Source organism: Mesorhizobium xinjiangense, from assembly GCF_009749525.1.
GTDB classification, from domain to species: Bacteria; Pseudomonadota; Alphaproteobacteria; order Rhizobiales; family Rhizobiaceae; genus Mangrovimarina; species Mangrovimarina xinjiangensis.
Genome location: NZ_WOAC01000018.1, coordinates 54354 through 75344 on the forward strand (window position 1 = coordinate 54354; position 20991 = coordinate 75344).

General features: G+C 64.9%; 22 protein-coding genes and 1 tRNA gene. 11 read left to right on the forward strand and 12 right to left on the reverse strand.

Annotation, left to right across the window (positions count from 1 at the left end; translation table 11 throughout):
• Nucleotides 1–2: 2 nt before the first annotated feature.
• The 4 genes from hisD to GM909_RS18680 form a co-directional block, all read right to left on the reverse strand.
• The gene (hisD, locus tag GM909_RS18665) at nt 3–1295 is read right to left on the reverse strand and encodes a histidinol dehydrogenase (RefSeq protein ID WP_157018644.1); all 1293 of its coding nucleotides are present in this window, start codon (nt 1293–1295) and stop codon (nt 3–5) included.
• An 11-nt stretch (nt 1296–1306) separates the two neighbouring features.
• Complete coding sequence (locus tag GM909_RS18670; protein ID WP_157018646.1) at nt 1307–1741, reverse strand: DUF2948 family protein; 435 nt, start codon at nt 1739–1741, stop codon at nt 1307–1309.
• A 174-nt stretch (nt 1742–1915) separates the two neighbouring features.
• A complete protein-coding gene (gene murA, locus GM909_RS18675) occupies nt 1916–3205 on the reverse strand; it encodes a UDP-N-acetylglucosamine 1-carboxyvinyltransferase (RefSeq protein WP_157018648.1) in 1290 nt (429 codons plus the stop codon).
• Between the two features lie 168 nt (nt 3206–3373).
• Nucleotides 3374–3562: a hypothetical protein gene (locus GM909_RS18680; RefSeq protein WP_157018650.1), complete on the reverse strand. Its 189-nt coding sequence runs from the start codon at nt 3560–3562 to the stop codon at nt 3374–3376.
• Nucleotides 3563–3688: 126 nt separating this feature from the next.
• Between GM909_RS18680 and GM909_RS18685 the strand changes: the two genes are divergently transcribed.
• From GM909_RS18685 to GM909_RS18695, 3 genes are all read left to right on the forward strand, one after another.
• Nucleotides 3689–3763: transfer RNA gene (locus tag GM909_RS18685), tRNA-Thr, on the forward strand.
• 261 nt (nt 3764–4024) lie between these two features.
• Nucleotides 4025–4348: a type II toxin-antitoxin system RelE/ParE family toxin gene (locus tag GM909_RS18690; RefSeq protein WP_157018652.1), complete on the forward strand. Its 324-nt coding sequence runs from the start codon at nt 4025–4027 to the stop codon at nt 4346–4348.
• Entirely contained in the window at nt 4345–4647 is a 303-nt protein-coding gene (locus GM909_RS18695) for a helix-turn-helix domain-containing protein (RefSeq protein WP_157018654.1), read from the forward strand. Before GM909_RS18690 ends, GM909_RS18695 begins: the two co-directional genes overlap by 4 nt.
• Here the strand turns inward: GM909_RS18695 and GM909_RS18700 are convergent, their stop codons facing one another.
• Both GM909_RS18700 and mscL read right to left on the reverse strand, forming a co-directional pair.
• Complete coding sequence (locus GM909_RS18700; protein WP_157018656.1) at nt 4648–5814, reverse strand: pyridoxal phosphate-dependent aminotransferase; 1167 nt, start codon at nt 5812–5814, stop codon at nt 4648–4650.
• A gap of 83 nt (nt 5815–5897) precedes the next feature.
• Entirely contained in the window at nt 5898–6323 is a 426-nt protein-coding gene (gene mscL / locus GM909_RS18705; protein WP_157018729.1) for a large conductance mechanosensitive channel protein MscL, read from the reverse strand.
• Nucleotides 6324–6541: 218 nt separating this feature from the next.
• Between mscL and GM909_RS18710 the strand changes: the two genes are divergently transcribed.
• Nucleotides 6542–10039, forward strand: coding sequence for a PAS domain-containing hybrid sensor histidine kinase/response regulator (locus GM909_RS18710; RefSeq protein WP_157018658.1), 3498 nt, complete (start codon nt 6542–6544; stop codon nt 10037–10039).
• A 149-nt stretch (nt 10040–10188) separates the two neighbouring features.
• Here the strand turns inward: GM909_RS18710 and GM909_RS18715 are convergent, their stop codons facing one another.
• The gene (locus tag GM909_RS18715) at nt 10189–10848 is read right to left on the reverse strand and encodes a response regulator transcription factor (RefSeq protein ID WP_157018660.1); all 660 of its coding nucleotides are present in this window, start codon (nt 10846–10848) and stop codon (nt 10189–10191) included.
• A 228-nt stretch (nt 10849–11076) separates the two neighbouring features.
• On the opposite strand from GM909_RS18715, the gene GM909_RS18720 reads away from it, so the two are divergent.
• Both GM909_RS18720 and GM909_RS18725 read left to right on the forward strand, forming a co-directional pair.
• Nucleotides 11077–11475 (forward strand): hypothetical protein, encoded by a 399-nt coding sequence (locus GM909_RS18720; protein ID WP_157018662.1) that lies wholly within the window; start codon nt 11077–11079, stop codon nt 11473–11475.
• 176 nt (nt 11476–11651) lie between these two features.
• Nucleotides 11652–12473: an acyl-CoA thioesterase gene (locus GM909_RS18725; protein WP_157018664.1), complete on the forward strand. Its 822-nt coding sequence runs from the start codon at nt 11652–11654 to the stop codon at nt 12471–12473.
• Here the strand turns inward: GM909_RS18725 and GM909_RS18730 are convergent.
• Nucleotides 12470–12907, reverse strand: coding sequence for a hypothetical protein (locus tag GM909_RS18730; protein ID WP_157018666.1), 438 nt, complete (start codon nt 12905–12907; stop codon nt 12470–12472). The genes GM909_RS18725 and GM909_RS18730 overlap by 4 nt on opposite strands.
• A 158-nt stretch (nt 12908–13065) precedes the next feature.
• On the opposite strand from GM909_RS18730, the gene GM909_RS18735 reads away from it, so the two are divergent.
• Nucleotides 13066–13413 (forward strand): DUF952 domain-containing protein, encoded by a 348-nt coding sequence (locus GM909_RS18735; protein ID WP_157018668.1) that lies wholly within the window; start codon nt 13066–13068, stop codon nt 13411–13413.
• Nucleotides 13410–14495 carry a quinone-dependent dihydroorotate dehydrogenase gene (locus GM909_RS18740; protein ID WP_157018670.1) on the forward strand — a complete coding sequence of 362 codons (1086 nt, stop codon included), beginning with the start codon at nt 13410–13412 and terminating at the stop codon, nt 14493–14495. The genes GM909_RS18735 and GM909_RS18740 overlap by 4 nt, the downstream gene beginning before the upstream one ends.
• A gap of 6 nt (nt 14496–14501) precedes the next feature.
• Here the strand turns inward: GM909_RS18740 and GM909_RS18745 are convergent, their stop codons facing one another.
• Nucleotides 14502–15860, reverse strand: a complete 1359-nt coding sequence (locus GM909_RS18745) for an MATE family efflux transporter (protein ID WP_235911969.1) — start codon at nt 15858–15860, stop codon at nt 14502–14504.
• A gap of 139 nt (nt 15861–15999) precedes the next feature.
• Here GM909_RS18745 and GM909_RS18750 point away from each other — a divergent pair, with 139 nt between their 5' ends.
• Nucleotides 16000–16929: a histone deacetylase family protein gene (locus tag GM909_RS18750; protein ID WP_157018672.1), complete on the forward strand. Its 930-nt coding sequence runs from the start codon at nt 16000–16002 to the stop codon at nt 16927–16929.
• Here the strand turns inward: GM909_RS18750 and GM909_RS18755 are convergent.
• Entirely contained in the window at nt 16913–17179 is a 267-nt protein-coding gene (locus GM909_RS18755; protein WP_157018674.1) for a DUF6460 domain-containing protein, read from the reverse strand. The genes GM909_RS18750 and GM909_RS18755 overlap by 17 nt on opposite strands.
• Nucleotides 17180–17311: 132 nt before the next feature.
• On the reverse strand, nt 17312–18391 hold the full coding sequence (locus GM909_RS18760) for an AbrB family transcriptional regulator (protein ID WP_198174309.1): 1080 nt from the start codon (nt 18389–18391) through the stop codon (nt 17312–17314).
• A gap of 181 nt (nt 18392–18572) precedes the next feature.
• On the opposite strand from GM909_RS18760, the gene GM909_RS18765 reads away from it, so the two are divergent.
• Nucleotides 18573–19202, forward strand: coding sequence for a methyltransferase family protein (locus GM909_RS18765; RefSeq protein ID WP_157018678.1), 630 nt, complete (start codon nt 18573–18575; stop codon nt 19200–19202).
• Between the two features lie 228 nt (nt 19203–19430).
• Complete coding sequence (locus tag GM909_RS18770; protein WP_157018680.1) at nt 19431–19895, forward strand: aminoacyl-tRNA deacylase; 465 nt, start codon at nt 19431–19433, stop codon at nt 19893–19895.
• Nucleotides 19896–19916: 21 nt separating this feature from the next.
• Here the strand turns inward: GM909_RS18770 and GM909_RS18775 are convergent, their stop codons facing one another.
• A complete protein-coding gene (locus GM909_RS18775; RefSeq protein ID WP_157018681.1) occupies nt 19917–20825 on the reverse strand; it encodes a cation diffusion facilitator family transporter in 909 nt (302 codons plus the stop codon).
• Nucleotides 20826–20991 lie beyond the last annotated feature (166 nt).

The window sequence follows — 20991 nt, forward strand, 5'->3', positions numbered from 1 at the left end:
TCCTACAAGTTGAGCCGGATGGCGAGCGAACGGGCATGGGCGTCGAGCCCTTCTGCCTCGGCCAGCGCGATGGCCGCCGGCGCCAGGGCGCGCAACTGGTCCGGTCCGAGCTTCAGGATCGAGCTGCGCTTCATGAAGTCGAGCACCGATAGCCCGGAAGAAAAGCGCGCCGAGCGCGCCGTCGGCAGAACGTGGTTGGAGCCGCCGACATAATCGCCGATGACTTCCGGCGTGTGGCGGCCGATGAAGATGGCGCCGGCATTGCGATAGCTGGGCAGCATCGCCTCGGCGTCGCCAAAGGCGAGTTCCAGGTGCTCGGGCGCGATCCGGTCGGAAAGCGCCGGCGCGGCATCGAGGCTGTCGACGACAATGATGGCGCCGTAGTCGCGCCAGCTGTCCGCCGCCCGCCCGGCGCGCGTCAGGCTTTTCAGTTGGCGTTCGACCGCGCCCTCCACCGCCTGGCCGAAGGCTGCGTCGTCGGTGATCAGGATCGACTGCGCGGCAGCGTCGTGTTCGGCCTGGGCCAGAAGGTCGGCAGCGATCCAGTCGGGATCGTTGTCGCCGTCGGCGACGACCAGCACCTCGGACGGCCCGGCGATCATGTCGATGCCGACCGTGCCGAAGACCTGCCGCTTGGCCGCGGCGACATAGGCATTGCCGGGCCCGACGATCTTGGCGACGGGATGCACGGTTTCGGTGCCATAGGCGAGCGCGGCGATCGCCTGCGCACCGCCGATGCGGTATATCTCCGAAACGCCGGCCAGCCGGGCCGCGACAAGCACCAGCGGGTTAAGCACGCCATCTGGCGTCGGAACGACCATCACCACGCGCTCCACGCCGGCCACCTTCGCCGGCACGGCGTTCATCAGCACTGAACTCGGATAGTTCGCCGTGCCGCCCGGCACGTATAGGCCGACTGCGTCGATCGGCGTCCAGCGCGAGCCGAGCTCGACACCGAGGTCGTCGGCATAACGCTCGTCGGCCGGGCGCTGGCGGGCGTGATGGGCGGTGATGCGGTCGCGCGCCAGTGTCAGCGCTTCGACCGTTTCGGGATCGGCAGCGGCCAGGGCGGTCTCGACCTCCTGTTCACTCACGCGGAGCCCGGAACGCGCCACGTCGAACCGGTCGAAACGCGCCGTATAGTCGATCAGGGCCGCGTCGCCCTCGGCGCGCACGCGCGCGATGATGGCGCGCACGGCGTCATCGACATCCGCCGACGCTTCGCGCTTGGTCGACAGAAAGGCGGCGAAGCGCGCCTCGAAATCGGAATCGCGATGATGGAGCGTGGTGGCCATGTGCGTCTTTCTCAAATGTCGTGAGCGGGCCGCGACGATGTCTCCCACGCGGCACCGAGATCGGCCAGCCGCGCCTCGATGCATTCGACTTCGAGGCGAATCGCGGCATTGCCCGAAAAGATCAGTGTGACGGTGCCGGCCGGCGCCTCGGTCTCGCTGAACTCGATTGCCAGAAGCGACAGGACGTCGTCGGGCTTGGAGCGGTCGATGCCGGCCGTGGCGACCGACAGAACCCGGTCGACATGCAGGACGGCGCGCCGCCTTTCGTTGCGCAGCCGGAAAAAGGAGCGCTTCTTCTTCCACACGAAGCGGTTCATAGGGAGCAGGAAGCGCTTCTCGCCCGGCCGGTAGTCGATGTCCTCGACCCGTGCAACGGCATCCTGCACATGGGCAGATATGACCTGCAAATCGTCGGCGTCGAGAGCTGCCAGCTTGAGAGGTTCCATCGGCGCTTCCGCTGCGGTTGGCTTCGAGCCTGTGTTATGCGCTCTTGCCGCGTTTCGCAATGCAACCTCGACCGGTTCATCGCTTCATGGAAGCGATATGCCGATCCAACGCCTTTCAAAACCGGCTCGCAGCCGCCCGAATGGTAGGTTCCCGGGCACCCCGGGCGGCGCGCCCTATTCGGAAAGCCGCTCGATCGTTGCCCCGCAGCGCGACAGCTTGGCCTCCAGCTGCTCAAAACCGCGGTCGAGATGGTAGACGCGGTTGATCACCGTTTCGCCTTCCGCCGCCAGGCCGGCGATGACCAGCGAGACCGAGGCGCGCAGGTCGGTCGCCATGACGGGCGCGCCCTTGAGCTTCGAGACCCCTTCGACCACCGCCGACTGACCGGAAAGGCTGATCCTGGCGCCGAGCCGGGCCAGTTCCTGGACGTGCATGAAGCGGTTTTCGAAGATCGTCTCGGTGATCGTGGCCTGGCCGGTCGACATGGTCATCAGGCCCATGAACTGGGCCTGCAGATCGGTCGGGAAACCGGGGAAGGGTTCGGTGACGACATCGACCGGCGCGATGCCGGCGCCGTTGCGCGTCACACGCACGCCCTCATTGGTCTGGCTGATCTCGGCGCCGCTGCGCGCCACCACGTCGAGGGCCGCCTCCAGAAGGTCGGCGCGCGCGCCTTCCAGAACGACGTCGCCCCCGGTCATTGCAACCGCCATGGCATAGGTTCCGGTCTCGATGCGGTCGGGAATGACGCGATGGCGCGCACCGGAAAGCGACGCCACACCATCGATCGTGATCGTGTCCGTGCCGGCGCCGGAAACCTTTGCACCCATGGCGTTGAGGCAGTCGGCGAGATTGACGATCTCAGGCTCGCGGGCCGCGTTTTCGAGCACCGTCTGCCCCTTGGCGAGCGTCGCCGCCATCATCAGCACATGGGTCGCGCCGACCGACACTTTCGGGAAGCGGTAGCGCCCGCCGGCAAGCCCCTTCTTTGCCCTGGCGACGACATAGCCATTGTCGATGTCGATATCGGCGCCGAGCGCCCGCAGGCCCTCGATGAAGAGGTCGACCGGCCTTGTGCCGATGGCACAGCCGCCCGGCAGCGACACGCGCGCCTCGCCCATGCGCGCAAGCAGCGGCCCGATGACCCAGAAGCTGGCGCGCATCTTGGAGACGAGTTCATAGGGTGCAACGGTGTCGACGATGGTGCGCGCGGTGAAATGGATGGTGCGCGAATAGCCCGAATCCTGGCTCTCGCGGCGGCCATTGACCGAATAGTCGACACCGTGATTGCCGAGAATGCGGATAAGCTGCTCGACATCGGCCAGACGCGGCACATTGTCGAGCGTCAGCGTATCGTCGGTCAGAAGCGAGGCGATCATCAGCGGCAAAGCCGCATTCTTGGCGCCCGAGATGGGAATGGCGCCGCTCAGCGGATTGCCGCCGACTATCCTGATTCGATCCATGGTGTCCCCTTCCGCCGCCCCGCCTTGCCAAAGTCCGGCATAAAAGCCGTCGTCTAGTGGAATTGTCCCCGCCATTCAAGAAACGGCGCGCGCCTTTGTGGGCCGCGCAAGGCGGCGAAATTCGGGCGACGGGACAGATTCGGCCGATCAGGTCTCAAAACGAAGACCTCAGCCCTTTTCGGACGGAGACGGATCACTCCCCGCGGCAGGATCGATCCCCTGCCGCTTGTCGGCCTCGCCCGTGCGCCGGGCCCGCGCCTGCCCCTTGCGGCGCTGCAGATTGGTCCGCAACTGCTCGGCCAGGCGCGCATTGCGGCGCTGCTTTTGCGTTTCCTGCCTGTCCTTTTCGCTCGTCATTCCAACCTATCCATCTTCGGCGACAGACGCACGCAGTGAAATCCCTCGCGCATCGCACCGGATATGTCATACAGTGCTTGCGCTCGCCAATCCAATATGTCAGAAGTCCGCCGCGTTCCGGGAAGGGCTGCCGTAGCTCAGGGGTAGAGCACTCCCTTGGTAAGGGAGAGGCCGAGAGTTCAAATCTCTCCGGCAGCACCATAAAGATCAAACACTTGGCCCGTTCCAACCACCCAGCAAGATTGTCATTTGTGCCGCATTGCTGCGCGAAACGTCCACAGATGTTCTATTTTCGATCACGGGCGCCGGTCCGTCGGGCAAAAGATGGTGCATCATTGCCTTCCCGACACCAGATCGGATCTGCACAAGCAGCGTAGCTGTGTGGGTGTGGGTTATTCGGCCGCCGTGCTTCACAGCCGCGAGCAATGTCGACAAATATTGCAAATATGATATATTGTCGAATTGGGGTGGACGGTTGAAACACTGGATCGGCGCGTCGACGAAGAGTTGGAGGCGTTACCACGCGATATAAGAGCCAAGTTCCTCTGGATTGGCGAACTGATCGAATCGAGAGGACTTGAGAACGTCCACGAACCCTATGTGAAACATCTGGACGGCCCCATCTGGGAAATGCGGATGAAGGGCCGAGATGGTATCGCCCGTGCGGCCTATGTGGCGGTGAAGGGTAAGCGCGTTGTGGTTGTTCGCGTTTTCCACAAGAAAACCCAAAAAACGCCGCGCCGGGAAATCGAGATTGCCCTGAAACGGGCAAAGGAGGTCAAATGACCAGTTTGAAGGAACTGAAGAAAAAATGGATGAAGGACGCTGAATTCAAGACCGAGTACGATGCCATGGAAGAAGAATTCGCCGTAGCGGCAGCGCTGTTTGATGCGCGGGCCAAGGCACATATGACCCAGGAAGAGGTCGCCAGGGCGATGGGAACAACCCAGGCCGTGATCGCGCGCCTCGAGGGGGGCGGGTCGCTTCCGTCGACGCGCACCCTCAAGAAATTTGCGCAGGCCACCGGCATGCGCCTGCGGATCAGCTTCGAGCCTGACACCCCCCACTCGGCGCCGCCATCCTGATCACAGCCCTTCAATCCACCGCGCCAGACGCTCGGTCGCCTCTTCCACCTGATCGAGACGGCGGTGGAAGCAAAACCGCAGGCAGGTCTCGCCGCCCGGGCCGAAGGCCGTGCCCGGCGCCAGGCCGACATTGGCCTTGTCGACGATATCGAGCGCGGCGCGGCGCGAATCGGTGAGACCGTCGACGGCAAAAAACATGTAAAACGCGCCGGCCGGCGGCGTGAATCGGACCCGGCCGGTGGCCGCGAGCCCGCGGGCGACGATGTCGCGCGCACGGTGGGCGCGGGAAACCTGCTCGGCGATAAACGGTTCGCCCTTTTCCAGCGCCGCCACGGCACCGCGCTGCAGGAAGGCCGGCACGCCCGAGTTGGAATATTGCACGAGGTTCTCGAACACGCGCTGCAAATCGGGATGGATCCGCATCCAGCCGATGCGCCAGCCGGTCATCGCCCAGTTCTTGGAAAAGCTGTTGACGAAAAGGACGCGATCCTCGGGCTCCATGACGTCGTAAAAGGAGGGTGCCCGTCCGCCGGAATAATGGAACAGCGCGTAGATCTCGTCAGCCACGATCCACAGACCGTGACGACGCGCGACGTCCAAAATGGCTTTCAGCGTGTCGGGATCGGCCGTCCAGCCGGTCGGATTGGATGGCGTATTGACGAAGATGGCACGCGTCTTCGGCGTGATCGCCGCCTCGATCGCGTCGACATCGACAAACCAGCCATTGTCCGAACGTTCCAGCACCACCGGCACGGGTCGCGCGCCGGCGACGCCGGCCGCGGCGGCAAGGTTTGGCCAGGCAGGCGAGAGATAGACGATTTCCTCGCCCGCCCCCACCGTCGCTTGCAGCGCCAGCACGATGGAATGCATGCCCGACCCGGTGACCAGAAATTCCTCGGGAGCGAATGCCCGGCCGAAATGGCGCGCGTGATAATCGGCCAGCGCCTGCCGCAATTCGGGAATGCCGCGCTGCCAGGTGTAGAAGGTCTCGCCGGCGGTCATTCCCGCCGTGGCGGCCTCGCAGATGAAGTCCGGCGTCGGTAGGTCGCCCTCGCCGGCCCACAGCGGAATCAGTCCCTCGCGCCCGCGCCCATGATCCATGATTTCGGTAATACCGCTTTCAGGGGCCTGGCGGGCGTCCAGGCGAAGATGGTCGATAAGGGACATACACAATACCGTTTGACGCAATGGGGAGGGAGCCGGCCGCGGCCAAATCGGCGGCCGGCGCTAAACTGTCGAGAAAAGCCGGATTACTTGCCCTTGGCAAGCAAGTCACGGATCTCGGTGAGAAGCTGGACATCGGCTGGCGGCGGTGCGGCCGCGGGCGCCTCCTTCTCCGTTTCCAGCTTGCGGCGAAGATTGTTCACGAACTTGATCATCAGGAAGATGATCCAGGCAAGAATAAGGAAATTGATGACGACGGTCAGGAAGCTGCCATAGGCGAAGACTGCGCCCTGCTCGCGCGCCGCGTCCAGACTCAATGCTGTAACCTGCGATGACAAGGGAATGAAATAATTAGAGAAATCGAAACCGCCGAAGATGGCGCCGACGAGCGGCATGATGATATCGTCGGTCAGCGATTTGACGATCAGCCCAAAGGCACCGCCAATGATGACGCCCACCGCCAGATCCATCACATTGCCCTTGGAAACGAATTCCTGGAATTCCTTCAGCATGGACATGGCCTTTCCTTTTCATCCCGGTTGGCGTTCCAAATTGCGCCAGCGACTACCGAATTTATAGCCGCGCCGGGACAAAAGGAAACGTGGAAGTTGCACCGAGGTCGCATCGACTGGGCGTCCGGGTGCGACCGATACTGTCTAATGTCCCGCAGCGTGGATTGCCATGGCGGCGATCTGCGACATAGTCTGCCGGTTGGGAGGAATCATTGTCCATGCATGGCTGGGTCGTCGTCATCATCGCGATCGCCTATGTCACCATGCTGTTCGCCGTGGCGAGCATCGGCGACCGGCGTGCCGCGAGAGGCGAGCCGAGCCGGCTCCGGCCCTATATCTATTCACTCAGCCTGGCGATCTACTGCACGTCGTGGACCTTCTTCGGCTCTGTCGGCCTGGCATCCGAGCGCGGGCCGGAATTCCTGACCATCTATATCGGCCCGATCCTGGTCTTCCTGTTCGGCTTTCCGCTCTTGCGGCGCATCATCCGGCTGGCCAAGGCCGAGCGAATCACCTCGATTGCCGATTTTCTCGCCGCGCGCTACGGCAAGAGCTTCGCAGTGGCCTCGATCGCCACCATCATCGCCACGGTCGGCGCCCTGCCCTATATCGCGCTGCAGCTCAAGGCGATCTCCGATTCCGTCGACCTGATGGTGACCCACTACAATGGCGCCCCACCCAAGCTCGACTTCATTCTGGGCGACATCTCGCTGCTGGTCGCGGCATTGCTGGCCGCCTTTGCCGTGCTCTTCGGCACCCGCCACACCGATGCCACAGAACACCAGGACGGCATCATCCTCGCCGTGGCGGTGGAATCGGTGGTCAAGCTCGCCGCCTTCCTGGCCATAGGCGGCCTTGTCGCCTTCTTCCTGTTCGGCAGCCCGGCCGGGCTCATCGAGACGATCAGCGGCAATCCGCAGGTCGAGGCGGCGTCCTCCTACCCCACCACGCCCGCCACATGGTTCGTCATGACCATGCTGAGCGCCTTCGCCATCATCATGCTGCCACGCCAGTTCTACGTGATGATCGTGGAAAACCGCGGCGAAGGCGAGTTGCGCAAGGCGACCTGGGTGTTCCCGGCCTATCTGGTGCTCATCAATCTCTTCGTGCTGCCGATCGCCTTTGCCGGACTGGCGGTGGTCGGTGACCGCACCAGCGCTGACCTCTACGTTCTGTCGCTGCCCCTGCTCACCGGCCACGACTTCATTGCCATGGCCGCCTTCATCGGCGGCCTGTCGGCGGCGACCGCCATGGTGATCGTCGCCAGCGTCGCGCTGGCGATCATGATCTCCAACGATCTCGTCATCCCGCTCCTGTTCCGCCGCATGCTGATGGCCGACAGCCGCGACAAGGAAGACTGGTCGAACCTCATCCTGAACGTGCGGCGCGCGGCGATCATCTTCATCCTCTTCGCGGCCTTCCTTTACTACCGCGAATCGACCGGCAACACACGCCTCGCCTCGATCGGGCTGATGTCGTTCGCGGCCATCGCCCAGTTCGCACCATCCTTCCTCGGCGGTCTCGTCTGGCGCCGCGCCAACGCCCGCGGCGCCATCATCGGCATGGTCGGCGGCATCAGCGTTTGGGCCTACACGCTTCTGTTTCCCTCGCTCGCGCCGGCGGACCTGCCGCTCGTCGTCCACGGCCTCTTCGGCCTGGAGGCGCTGCGCCCACAGGCCCTGTTCGGGCTGGAGGCGGAACCGCTGACGCATGGCGTGTTCTGGAGCATGCTCGTCAATGCGGGCGGCTTCGTGCTCGGCTCGCTGTCGCGCCCGGCCCTGCCGCTGGAGCGCATCCAGGCGTCGATCTTCGTGCCGCGCGAGGTCGGCCCGATGCCGAGCCTGCGCCGCTTCCGCACCGCGGTGACGGTCAACGACCTGAAGGACACGATCGCGCGCTATCTCGGCGTCGAGCGCACGGAACGGTCCTTCGAAACCTATATGCGCCGCGAGGGCCGGCGGCTCGCCGGCAACGAGCAGGCCAGCATGGCGCTCATCCGCTTTTCGGAGCAATTGCTGACCAGCGCAGTCGGCTCGTCCTCGGCCCGGCTCATCCTTTCGCTGCTCTTCCAGCGCCATGACCGCACGGCCAAGGACGCCTTCCGCCTGCTCGACGACGCCTCCGAGGCGCTGCAGCACAATCGCGACCTGCTGCAGATCGCGCTCGACCAGATGGAACAGGGCATCACGGTCTTTGACCCCGATTTCCGGCTGACATGCTGGAACCGCCAGTACCGCCTGCTGTTCGATTTGCCGGACGAACTGGGCCAGGTCGGCGTCTCGCTGGGGCAGATCCTGGAGCATCTGGCCGTCCGCGGCGACATCGCCCATGGCAGTGAGGCGGCGACGCTGGAGCGCATGACGACCTTCGGCAAGCCGTGGCAACTGGAACTCAAGACCATTGGCCGCATCATCGAACTGCGTTCCAATCCGATGCCCGACGGCGGGATCGTCGCGACCTATGCCGACATCACGGCGCGCGTCCAGGCCGATCTTGCGCTGAAGGCGGCCAACGAGACGCTGGAACAGCGCGTGGCAAGCCGCACAGCCGAACTGATGCGCGTCAACGAGGAACTGGCGCAGGCGCAGACGATCGCCGAGGAGGCCAATCTCGGCAAGACGAAGTTTCTCGCCGCCGCCGGCCACGACATCCTGCAGCCGCTCAACGCCGCACGGCTCTATTGCTCGACGCTGATCGAAAAGACGGGCACCGGTGCGCTCGGCGAAACGGCCGTCAGCATCGAGTCCTCGCTCGAATCCGTCGAGGGCATCCTCGGGGCCGTGCTCGACATTTCACGCCTCGACACGGGCGCAATGAAGCCCGTCGTCTCCACCTTCCGGCTCGAGGCGCTGCTGCGCCAGATCGCGACCGATTTTCAGCCCATGGCGCAAGAAAAGGGGCTGGAACTGAGTTTCGTGCCCTGCTCGCTCACAGTCTCCACCGACCGCAACCTGTTGCGCCGGCTGATCCAGAATCTGGTATCGAACGCGATCAAATACACGCCGAAAGGCCGGGTGCTGGTCGGTGCACGCCGGCGCGGCGAACTGGTCGAGATCCAGGTTCTCGATTCGGGCATCGGCATACCGGGCGACAAGCTCAACACGGTTTTCCGCGAGTTCACCCGGCTCGACGAAGGCGCGCGGGAAGCCCAGGGCCTGGGCCTCGGCCTGTCGATCGTCGACCGCATCGCCCGCGTTTTGCGCCTGGAGATACAATTGCAGTCGCACAAGGGACGCGGCACACGCTTTTCGGTCATCCTTCCGGTGGCCGAAGCGATTGCCACAGAAGCCCCCGGCCCGGCCCATGCCGAGCACGGATCTGCCTTCTCCCTCCACGGCCTGAAGGTCATCTGCATCGACAACGATCCGCGCATTCTCGACGCCATGCGTCGTCTGCTGGAGGGCTGGGGGTGCGACGTGCACAATTACGCTGGCCTGCCCGATTTTACAGCCGGGGGATCGGACGCGCCGCAGCGGCCCGACGTGATCCTCGCCGACTATCACCTGGATCGCGAAAATGGGCTCGACGTCATCATGTCGATGCGCGCGGCTTTCGGCAACGAGACGCCGGCCGTTCTGCTGACGGCGGACCGGTCGAACGAAGTGCGCGAGGCCGCGGCGCGGTTCGAGGTTCCAGTCGTCAACAAGCCGGTCAAGCCCGCCGCCCTGCGCGCCGTCCTGTCGCGCTGCCGCAAGCTGGCGACCGCGGCTGAGTAGGGACTTCGCGAGAGGCCTCTCAAGGGTCACCCCCTGGCGCGCATTCGCTTCAAACGGAAACGATTGAAGCAAAGTTATGCGCACCAGATCAATAGGCTGGAACATGTACCTTTCGCTCAAACGATTCCGTTTGAGCGGGACATGTCTAGCTAAAGCGCAGTCGGCTGCATCGGTTCGCTGCCGATCCGCGACAACAGGATGACCGCCTGAGTGCGGCTGTCGACGTTGAGCTTCTGCAGCACGGCCGACACATGCGCCTTGACCGTGGCTTCCGACACGTCGAGCTCATAGGCGATCTGCTTGTTGAGGAGGCCCTCGGCGATCATGCTCAGGACACGCGCCTGTTGCGGCGTGAGTGTGTGCAGGCGCTGGATCAGATCGGAAACGAGGGGATCGGCTTCCGTGCCGAGCTCGGCCTGCGGCGGCGCAAAGATGCCTCCCTCGAGCACGACATCGACCGCCCGGCGGATTTCCTCCATGCTGGCCGACTTGGAAATGAAGCCCGACGCGCCAAGGCCGAGCGCACGGCGGATCGTCTCCACATCGTCATGCGCCGAGACCACGACCACGGGAACGGCGCTGTTGAGCGCACGCAAGGCAACGAGCCCCGACAGGCCGCTCGTACCCGGCATGGTCAGGTCGAGCAGCACCAGGTCGATGTCGTCGTGCTTCAGCACGCGCGACTTGGTGTCGGCAAAATTCCCCGCCTCCATGATCTCGGGAGCGTCGAACCCGGCCAGCGCCTGCTTGAGCGCGCCACGAAACAGCGGATGATCATCCGCGATCAGAAATTTGCAGCCTGACGGCACTGGATTTCCTCCCCCAGGAAACGTTTTTTATCTGCTTTTGGCCTGTCTGACCTGATTATGCGGGGATACCGCCGCATTTCAAGCGCAATGCGGCATGCGCCGGCGCAACCTGCGCACCGGACGGCAAAATCGCCGCTGGCGCAAAATGTGACTTGCTCCGCCCGAGCACCGCTCCACATAGTCTCTGTCGAAGGACGTGCAGGCATATTCGTCGGTAGGGTCCTTGCCATGGATCGCATCAGGCAGGTCGCCATCATCTGCGTCGGTCGCGCCGTATTCTTTGGAACGCTGGCAATCGGCTGCGCGATGATCGGATTTGCCTATGATCCGGTGGCGGTTTTCCGCTCCGGGGCGCACATGATGCTCCTGATGGCCGCGGTCCTGTTGTGGAAAGCCATTTTCGCGCCGTCGCAAAATCCCAGGAACACCGAGGTGTGGCTCCATCTCGACGAGAAGAGCCGACCGTCGGGTCCGCAATCGGCAAAGGTCTTCGGCACGATCCTGCGCGAGATCTACGGCCGTTATGCGCTGGGCACGCTCTATGTGGCGTGCGGGCTGTTCCTCATCTCGCTGATCGTTGCCACCGCGACCGCGGACATCCCCGGAGCTCGCTTCGACGGCTTGTGAAAAGCTGAAACCGCCATTGTGTCTGCCTGGCGCAGAGCAGCGTCGGGCGATACCCACAGAACATTGCCGGCCGGCATTTCCATTCCGCACAGAGACGCGCCATAAAGCGGTCCGCCGATGCTCAAGTGCGCAGCTTGCGTCGGCCATGCCGCAAACCGTCCGGAGAGCCGCCCCCGATGGACAGCTTCGTCGAAACACACCGCGCCTTCGTCAACACGTGGGAATGCGATGAAAACGCCCATATGAACGTCCAGTTCTATCTGAAGCGCTTCGACGAGGCGGCGCGCTTCCACGCCGCAATGACGGCGAACGGAGCGTTTGACGGCGCGCCGCCGCGCGTGCGGCTGGTGCGCTACCATGGCGAGTTGCACGCGGCAGCAACGACCCGCATCCGCTCCGCCACCGTGGCCGCCGGCCCCCATGCCGGGTGCCCGGTCCATCTCATGGAAAGCACCGAGACGGGTGCGCTTTCGGCCACCGCGCTCGACAGCGATCCGCTGCCCGTGCCCGGCGCCACCGTCGAAGAGGCGGAGATCGAGAAAGCCCTGCCGCGCAGCCTCGACCTCGTTGCCGCGACAGCGAAGACGCCGGACGAGATGCTCCGCGCCGGCGGGCTGGCGAGCCATCGCTGCATCGTGCAACCCGGCGAATGCAACGCCCGGGGCGAGATGCTCGAACAATTCCACGTCGCCCGCTTCTCCGACGGCGCGCCATTCGTGTGGGAACTGGCCGGCATCGGCACCGGCTGGCTACGCGAGAAAAATTACGGGCGCGTGGCGCTGGAGATGAAGATCACCCATCACCGGCCGGCACTGGCCGGTGATGCCCTGGTGCAATATTCGGTGCCCTCGACGCCCGGCGGCAAGACGTTTCGCCTGCGCCACGAGATCGTGAGGTTTTGCGACAACGCGCCGATCGCCACCGGCGAGGTCGTCGCCGTCGTGCTCGACCTGACGACACGCAAGACCGTGGCGCTGCCGCAGACAAGCCAGGGTTAGGTCCTCTCGGGCGTCCCCTCCTGCGGCGTGCTTTTCTCGGGCGCGCCGTCGAAATCCTTGACGATGTCCATGAAGCGGCGGAAGAAGCGCTCCATGTAGCTCATCGATTTCTCGAATTCCTCTTCGGTGGGAAGCCCGTCGTTGGTGGCCGGCGTCTCGCCCTCGAGCGCACTCAGCCGCTTGTCGATCGCGGCGACGTCGTCCTGCAACGCCTCGATCTGGTCCTGCAGCGCATCGCGGTCGTCGGCGGCAAGCTTGCAGACGAGCTGACCCGAGCGCTCCTCGCAGATCGACATCTGGCCGGTCTCGGTGTCCATGCGGACATAGCCCTCGTTGGTCTTTTCAAGCTGATACCGACCGCTGTCCTGCGCCGAAGCCGTCGCCACGCCGAATGCAAGGGTGGCGGATATCACGATGATGGATCTGAAATGCATTGGCCTTTTTCCCGGTTGGCTGGGCCCTGTGGCCTCGTTTCCACACCATAGCAGACCAGTCGGTTGATGCAGACATTTTGTGCAGGACGTTCAATCGTTCCGCGTGACCAGCGAGCCACCCCTTCCCCTTGGGCCCGTTTGCCGCTATTGCCCGGGCCATGAGCTCCACCATCTACAAGATCTGTCCCGAGGCAATGTGGCAGTCGGCCGTCGAGGCCGGCGTCTTCAAAGGCGCGCCGATCGACCTTGCCGACGGCTTCATCCATTTCTCCACCGCCGGCCAGGCTGTCGAAACGGCGGCAAAGCACTTTGCCGGCCAGGGCGGACTGGTGCTCGTCGCGGTCGACGGCGACAGGCTGGGCAAGGCGCTGAAATACGAGGTTTCGCGCGGCGGTGCGCTGTTTCCGCATCTCTACGCCACGCTGGACCCGGCGCTCGCGCTGTGGGTCAAGCCCCTGCCGCTCGGCGAGGACGGCCGCCACGTCTTTCCGCCGCTTCAGCCATGAACGGACTTCTGGATCGGATCGGGCAGCGCGCCCTCTTCGCCTTCGATCCCGAAACCGCGCATGGCCTGTCGATCAAGGCGCTGAAATCGGGCCTCGTGCCGTGCCCGCGATCTTCTGACGACCAGCGGCTGGCCGTGCGCGTGGCGGGCCTCGACTTCCCCAACCCGCTCGGCATGGCGCCGGGCTACGACAAGAACGCCGAGGTGCCCGACGCACTCCTGGCGTTCGGCTTCGGCTTTGCCGAGGTTGGCACGCTGACGCCCAAGCCGCAGCCGGGCAATCCGAAGCCGCGCATCTTCCGTCTCACGGCCGACAGCGCGGTGATCAACCGGCTCGGCTTCAACAATGAGGGCCATGACGCGGCCTTCGCGCGGCTTGCCGCCCGGCGCGGGCGGCCCGGCATCGTCGGCATCAATATCGGCTCCAACAAGGACGCCGCCGATCGCATCGCCGACTACGAGGCAGGTGTTGCCCGCTTCGCCGCCCTCGCCTCCTATCTGACCGTCAACGTCTCCTCGCCCAACACGCCGGGGCTGCGCAATCTGCAAGGCCGCGAGGAGCTTGCCGGGCTCCTGTCGCGCGTGGCGGCGGCACGCGCCGCGTCTTCCAATCCCGCCGTGCCGGTCTTTTTGAAGATCGCGCCGGACCTGCACGAGGACGATCTCGACGACATCGCGGCCGAAATCGAGGCGCACGGCATTGATGGCGTGATCGTTTCCAACACCACCTTGTCGCGGGCCGGATTGAAATCGACGGCGTTGACCAGCGAAGCCGGCGGCCTGTCCGGCCGGCCGCTCTTTGCCCGCTCCACGGCAATTCTGGCCCGCATGCGCAAGCGGCTCGGGCCCAAGCGGGCCATCATCGGCGTCGGCGGCGTGGAGTCCGGCGCTACAGCGCTTGAGAAGATCCGCGCCGGCGCCGACCTGGTGCAGCTTTATACCGGCATGATCTATGCGGGCCCGTCGCTGCCGGGCAGGATCGTCGGCGAATTGTCACGCTTTGCGGCCAGAGAAGGGCTCGGCTCGATCGCCGAGATCCGCGACGCGCATGTCGACAAATGGGCCGACACGCCCATCGATTGACGCTGCTCAGCCGAAGATTCGGCCGAGCCTGCGCGGCAAGGCAGCCAGAAGGGTCAGCCCGCGCGCCAACAGGAAGACGTGCAGCGCCGCCCATAGCCCGTCATTGCCGAACCAGGCGGGAAGCGTGGCCAGCGCCGCCAGAAACAGCGCGAAGGAGGCCAGCATCAGGTTGCGCATTTCGCGCGACCAGGTGGCGCCGATATAGACACCGTCCATCTGGAAGGCGAGCACGCCCGAGACCGCGGTCAGCGCCGCCCAGGGGAGATATTGCGTGGCGAGCGCGCGCACGTCCTCAGCCGTCGTGAGGAATGCGATGAGCTGATCGCCGAAGGCGAGGCCGACCACGGTGACCAGCCCGGCCAAGACGAAGCCCCAGACCGAGCAGTGCCAGACGGCGCTGACGAAGGCCGGCTTGTGGCGCGCGCCGAGCGCGCGCCCGGCCAACTGCTCGGCGGCCGTGGCGAACCCGTCGAGAAAATAGGACGCGACGAGAAAGAGGTTCATCAGCACCGCGTTGGCTGCCAGCGTCACCGTGCCCAGTTGCGCGCCCTGCCGGGCAAACAGCGCAAAGCACGACAGGAGCACGAAGGAACGGATCATGATGTCGCGATTGATCGCGAACATGGCCATAAGCGCGGTCCGGTCGAGCAGTTCGGCCCGGCGCGGCCGCGGCAGGCGCCTGAAACGGCGCCAAAGCATCGCCATGCCGACGATGAAGGCGAACAGCTCGCCGCCGACCGTTCCCCAGGCGACGCCCTCCAGGCCCCAGCCGAGCCCGAGTCCGAGCCAGATCGACAGCGCGATATTGGCACCGTTGAGCATGACCTGCAGAAACAGGCCCCGATAGCCCTCGCCCCGGCCGAGCACGTATCCGAGTATGACGTAATTGGCGAGCGCGAAGGGCGACGACAAAAGCCGGATCAAGACGTAGCCACGCAACGCCGCGGTCACGTCCGGGCCGCCGTCGATGAACCAGGCGCCCGCCCCGGCGATCAGCGGCGCGGCGGCGATGAAGGCAAACCCGCTCAATATGGCGACGACGAGCCCGCGCCAGAACCAGGCCTGCTCGGCCCGCGCGTCGCCGCGTCCGAAGGCCTGCGCGACGAGACCGGTCGTGCCGGAGCGCAGGAAGTTGAAGGTGGAAAAGACGAGATCGAAGACGATCGCCCCGGCCGCGAGCCCGCCGAGAAGCGCGGCATCGCCGAACTGGCCGACGACGGCCGTATCGGTCAGCCCGAGCAGCGGCGTCGTCAGATAGGCGAGCGTCATCGGCACGGCGATCGACAGGACGAGCCGGTTTGTCACCGCAAAGGCGCGCTGCGCCTCGCGTTTTTGCACCGCTCCTTCGGCCTGTATGTCCTCGATTGTCTGCAAAACCCACACCCGGTTGCGACCGCACCGGCAGGCACGGCAAAAGACCGTGATTTCTAATCAGCCAGGCCGGCGGCCACAATAGTGCCATCGCGGCCTTTTCCTCGGGCCATGCGCTACCTAGCTGTCAGTCATGGCTCTCCCGATCGTGCACCATCCCGACTATGACGCGAAGTTCCCGGCCCATCACCGTTTCCCGATGGGCAAGTACAGCCTGTTGATGGAGGCGCTGCGCCAGCGCGGACTGGTCGAGGAGGCCGCGCTTCACGTACCGCAGCCGCTTGCGCCGAAGCTGCTCGCGCTGGCCCATGACACAACCTATGTCGACCAGGTCTTATCGCGCAGCGTGCCGGCGCAGATCGAGCGCGAAATCGGCTTTCCCGTCGACGATCGCGTCGCGCGGCGTGCGCATCTGGCTTCTTCGGGCACGCTACTGGCGGCCCGCCTGGCGCTCCACCACGGCATCGCCTGCAACACGGCCGGCGGCAGCCATCACGCCAAGCGCGCCCATGGCGCGGGGTTCTGCACGTTCAACGATGTCGGCGTGGCGGCGAGCATCCTGATTGCCGAAGGCGTGGTGCGCCGCGTCCTCGTCGTCGACCTCGACGTCCATCAGGGCGACGGCACGGCCGACATCTTTGCCAGGGAGCCGCGCGTCTTCACCTTCTCCATGCATGCCGCGACGAACTACCCGGTGCGCAAGATCCCCTCCGATCTCGACATCGCGTTGCCCGACGGCACCGGCGACGCCCATTATCTCGCCAAGGTGGCCGAAATCCTGCCGCTGCTGCTCGACTATGCCCGCCCCGATATCGTCTTCTACAATGCCGGGGTCGATCCCCATGCCGACGACCGGCTGGGCAAGCTGGCGCTCTCGGACGACGGGCTCATGGCCCGCGACAGCGCCGTCATCGGCTTTTTCAACGAACGCGGGGTCCCCGTCTGCGGCGTCATCGGCGGCGGCTATGCCAAGGACGTGCCGGCGCTCGCCGAACGCCATGCGACGCTGTTTGCCACGGCGGCGGAATTTGCCGGCAGACCGGCCGTCAGCGCCGATAGCTGATGAGCCGCAGGATCAGGAAGGCCGGTATGACGATCGCTGCACCCAGGAGCAGGTAGCCGAGGAAGCGGTCGATGGCCGAAAAGCCCATGCGCCAGATATCGATGAAGAAGTCGCGGATGCCGTAAAAGACGTCCATCGGCGACCATCCGAAAGTGCTCATGACGATGCCGACGAGGAAGGACACCACGATCAGCTTGAGCGCGATGCGCAGCGGGCTGTCGCCGAGAAAACGTGTGACGGGTCCAGACAAGGTTCTCTTCCGCTGTTTGTGGCTAGCGCGCCAGATCAATTTGAGCGGGACATGTTCCGGCGATCCCGTGTTCCGGTCCGCCAGATAGAGCCTTTGGGCAGCCGCTTCAAGCCCGCAGCCCACTGCGCGCCTTCATCGGTTCATGCGCGTGGCGATGAGGCGGGCCAGAGCCGGCCCGGCCAGGAGCACGACGAGAAAGCGCGCCAACTGCAGGCTCATGATGAAGGAGATGTCCACGCCGTCGGTTGCCGCCGCGATGATGGCGACCGAATCCATCCCGCCGGGACTGGTAGCCAGGAAGGCAGACAACCGATCGACCTCGAAGATGGGCGCGATGATGGCGCCGACACCGGCGCAGAATGCGATCAGGGCGAGAATGGAAGCGACGATCTGCGGCAGCGCCCGCGCCGCATGCATCAGGACCGGCCGGGTGAATTTGAGCCCGATCGTCCAGCCGATCATCGCATAGCTGACCGCGAGCAACCATTCGGGCAGTTGAAGGTCGATGCCCGCTCCCAGATGCATCAGGCCGCCGAGGATCATCGGCCCGAGAAAGGTGGCGCCGGCGATCCCCGTCATGCGCCCGCCGAAGGCGCCGACGAGCGCGACGGCGACGGCGGCGGGGAAACCGGGCCAGAGGAGCGGCGGAAACCAGACGATCGGCGCGGCCTCCATCCCCGACGTATCGACCCAGAGCCGCGCGATAACCGCCGCACTCAGCGACACGATGATGACGCGCAGATATTGCATGAAGGCCACGAGCCTGGCGTCGGCGCCGAACGCGTCCGCCATCAGGACCATGGCGCTCGCCGCGCCCGGCGCCGAGCCCCAGACTGCGGTCGTGCCGGGCAAGGAGCCCCACCGGCTGATCATGGCCCCCAGCAGGCTGGAGGCAGACAGGGTGCCGACCACCACGCCCAGCACCAGTGGCCAGCGCGACAGCAGTCCGCCGAGCACTTCGGGCGCGATGGACGCGGCGATGAGACAGCCGATGACGCCCTGGGCGGCAACGAAAATGGCAGGCGCCACCCGCACGCTCGCCCCGTTCACGCCGCAGGCGATGCCGGCGAGCATCGGCCCAACGAGGAGCGCGGCCGGCAAGCCCAGGCCTTCCAGTATGGCCACGAACAGCGCCGACAACGCCAAAAGCGCGCCCCATTGGAAGGGTGGGCGCAGACGTGCCAGACGACTTGGCTTTTCGGGGACGGTCATTGCGCGCTTCGTCATGGATGGTCGACGCCGCCTCTATGGACGACGCCGAACGACGGCACAATGGGCCACAACCCTGACCGCGTTGACGCGGTGCGATGACCACACAATTGCTTTATTGCTGATCAACTAAAAGGCCCCTATTGCTGGCCGTCCAGGATCGATGTGGCCAGTGGAGATGCCTATGGCAACGACAACCACCACCGAAACACGACCCGTTGACCAGCATTTGCGCATCCGCGCGCTGTGGATAGGCGCGGCACTGATCGCCGGATCGATGTTCTTCACCACCTCCGCGTGGAGCGAAACGAATGGCGCGCACGAGGCCGTGGAGATTGCGGGACTGGGTCTCGTCTTCGTCTGCCTTCTGGGACGCCTTTGGAGCATCCTCTACATCGGCTCGCGCAAGAACATGGAACTGGCAACCTCGGGTCCCTACTCGGTCACGCGCAATCCGCTGTATCTCTTTTCCACCATTGGCGCTGCCGGCGTCGGGATGATGTTCGGTTCGCTAGTGATGGCTGCCATTCTCGCGTTTCTGACCTATTGGCTGTTCGTCGCCACGGCAGCGCGCGAGGAGGCGTTTTTGCGCGGCAAGTTCGGCAGCGCCTACGACAATTATGCTGCGCGCACGCCCCTGTTCTGGCCCGACTTTCGCCTCTACCGCGACGAAGTCGAGGTGACATTTTCACCGCTGGCCCTCAAGAGGACGCTCGTCGACGGGATCTACTTCATTGCCCTATTCCCGTTGCTGGAACTGATCGAGAACCTGCACACGAACAGCTACCTGCCGTCGCTGTTGCACCTTTACTGAGGAGGACGACATCCGCAGGCCAACTTGCTGGCCGGATGCCGCAGGTGTATCCTTTGTCCGCCTGAATATTCGGCCCTAGAGGGCGAATGGCTCGACCGGCCGGCGCAACGGCGAGGTGCTGGTCCGCGCATAGTCAGAGCCGCTGCGGCGGCTCCTTCGCGAACGTCCCCGCCGCTGCATGCTGTGGTCGGCCGCACATTGTGATCGGACCATGAAAGGAGCACGGCCATGGGGATCGCGTTGACCATGCAGGAATATCTCGAAGACAACCACCTCGCCTATGACCTTGCCAAGCACAGGAAGACCGCCACCTCGGCGATGACGGCACAGGCCAGCCATGTGCCCGGCGGATGCCTGGCCAAGGGTGTCGTGCTGAAATGGGACGAGGGCTATCTGCTGGCCGTCCTGCCGGCATCGCGCCATGTCGATATCGACAAGGTCGGGCGGATCGTCGGCGGCCCCGTGTTCCTGGCGAACGAGGACGAGGCCAGCGCGCTGTTTCCCGACTGCGACACCGGCGCCGTGCCGATACTCGGCGTGCCCTATCGGGTCGCCTGTGTCGTGGACGACCATCTCGAGGAGCGCCAGGACGTCTATTTCGAGGGCGGAGACCACCGTACGCTGGTGCATCTCGACGGCAACGACTTCAGCCGTCTGATGTACGGCATGCCGCACGCCAGCATCTGCGCCTGAGTTCCGTCGGCAGGCGCACGCTCAAGCGAAGGGAACGGCGCTGGTGCCCTTGGGCAGCTTGGCCTCGTCTTCCGGTTCGACGTGAATGGTAACGCGCATCGACGGCATTTGCGCTCTCAGCGCCTCCTCGATGCGGTCGCAAATGGCATGCGCATCGCTGACGCTCATCGCTGCGTCGACGACAAGGTGGAACTCGATGAAGGTGGCGCGGCCGGCCATGCGCGTCTTCAGGTCGTGCACTTCGATGGCGCCGGCCGAATTGGCCGAGATTATGTCGCGTATCCTGATGTGCTCCTCCGGCTCCACCGCCCGGTCCATCAGGCCGTCCACCGAAGCCGCGATGACCTTCCAGCCCTGCCAGAGGATATTGAGCGCGACGATGACGGCCAGCAGCGGGTCGAGTATGGCCCAGCCGGTTGCGAGCGAGGCGGCAAGGCCGCCGATCACGCCGACCGATGTGACAACGTCGGTGACGATGTGCCTGCCGTCCGCCAGCAGCGCAGGCGAGCGCTCCGCCCTGCCCGTGCGGATGAGCAGCCCCGCCCACAGGCCGTTTATCAGCGCTGCCAATCCATTGACGGCGAGGCCGAGCGCCGGCTGATCCATCAGGCGCGGATTCTGCAACGCCGACCATGCCTCGCGGAAAATCATCAGGCTGGCGATGACGATCAGCACGCCTTCCAGCACGGCGGAGAAATATTCCGCCTTGTGATGGCCGTGCGGATGGTCGGCGTCGGCCGGCATGTGGCTGACCCGGATGGCCCAGAATGCCGCCGCCGAAGCGATCACGTTGACGATCGATTCCAGCGCATCGGAATACAGCGCCACCGAGCCCGTCGCCCGCCAGGCGACGAATTTCAGCGCCGTCACGACAAGCGCGACGATGATCGACCAGGCGGCCAGACGCTGAACCTTTTGCTTGGAGGACATGGATGCGCTGCCTACTCTCCCCCCTCGAGGGGGAGACGGCCGCCATGCGGCCAGAGGGGGTTGGCAATTGCAGAACTCGGCCAAGCCTTCGCGCCGCGCGCGGCCGCAAGGACCCCACCCGGCGGCTTTGCCGCCACCCTCCCCTCAAGGGGGAGGGATATTGCTG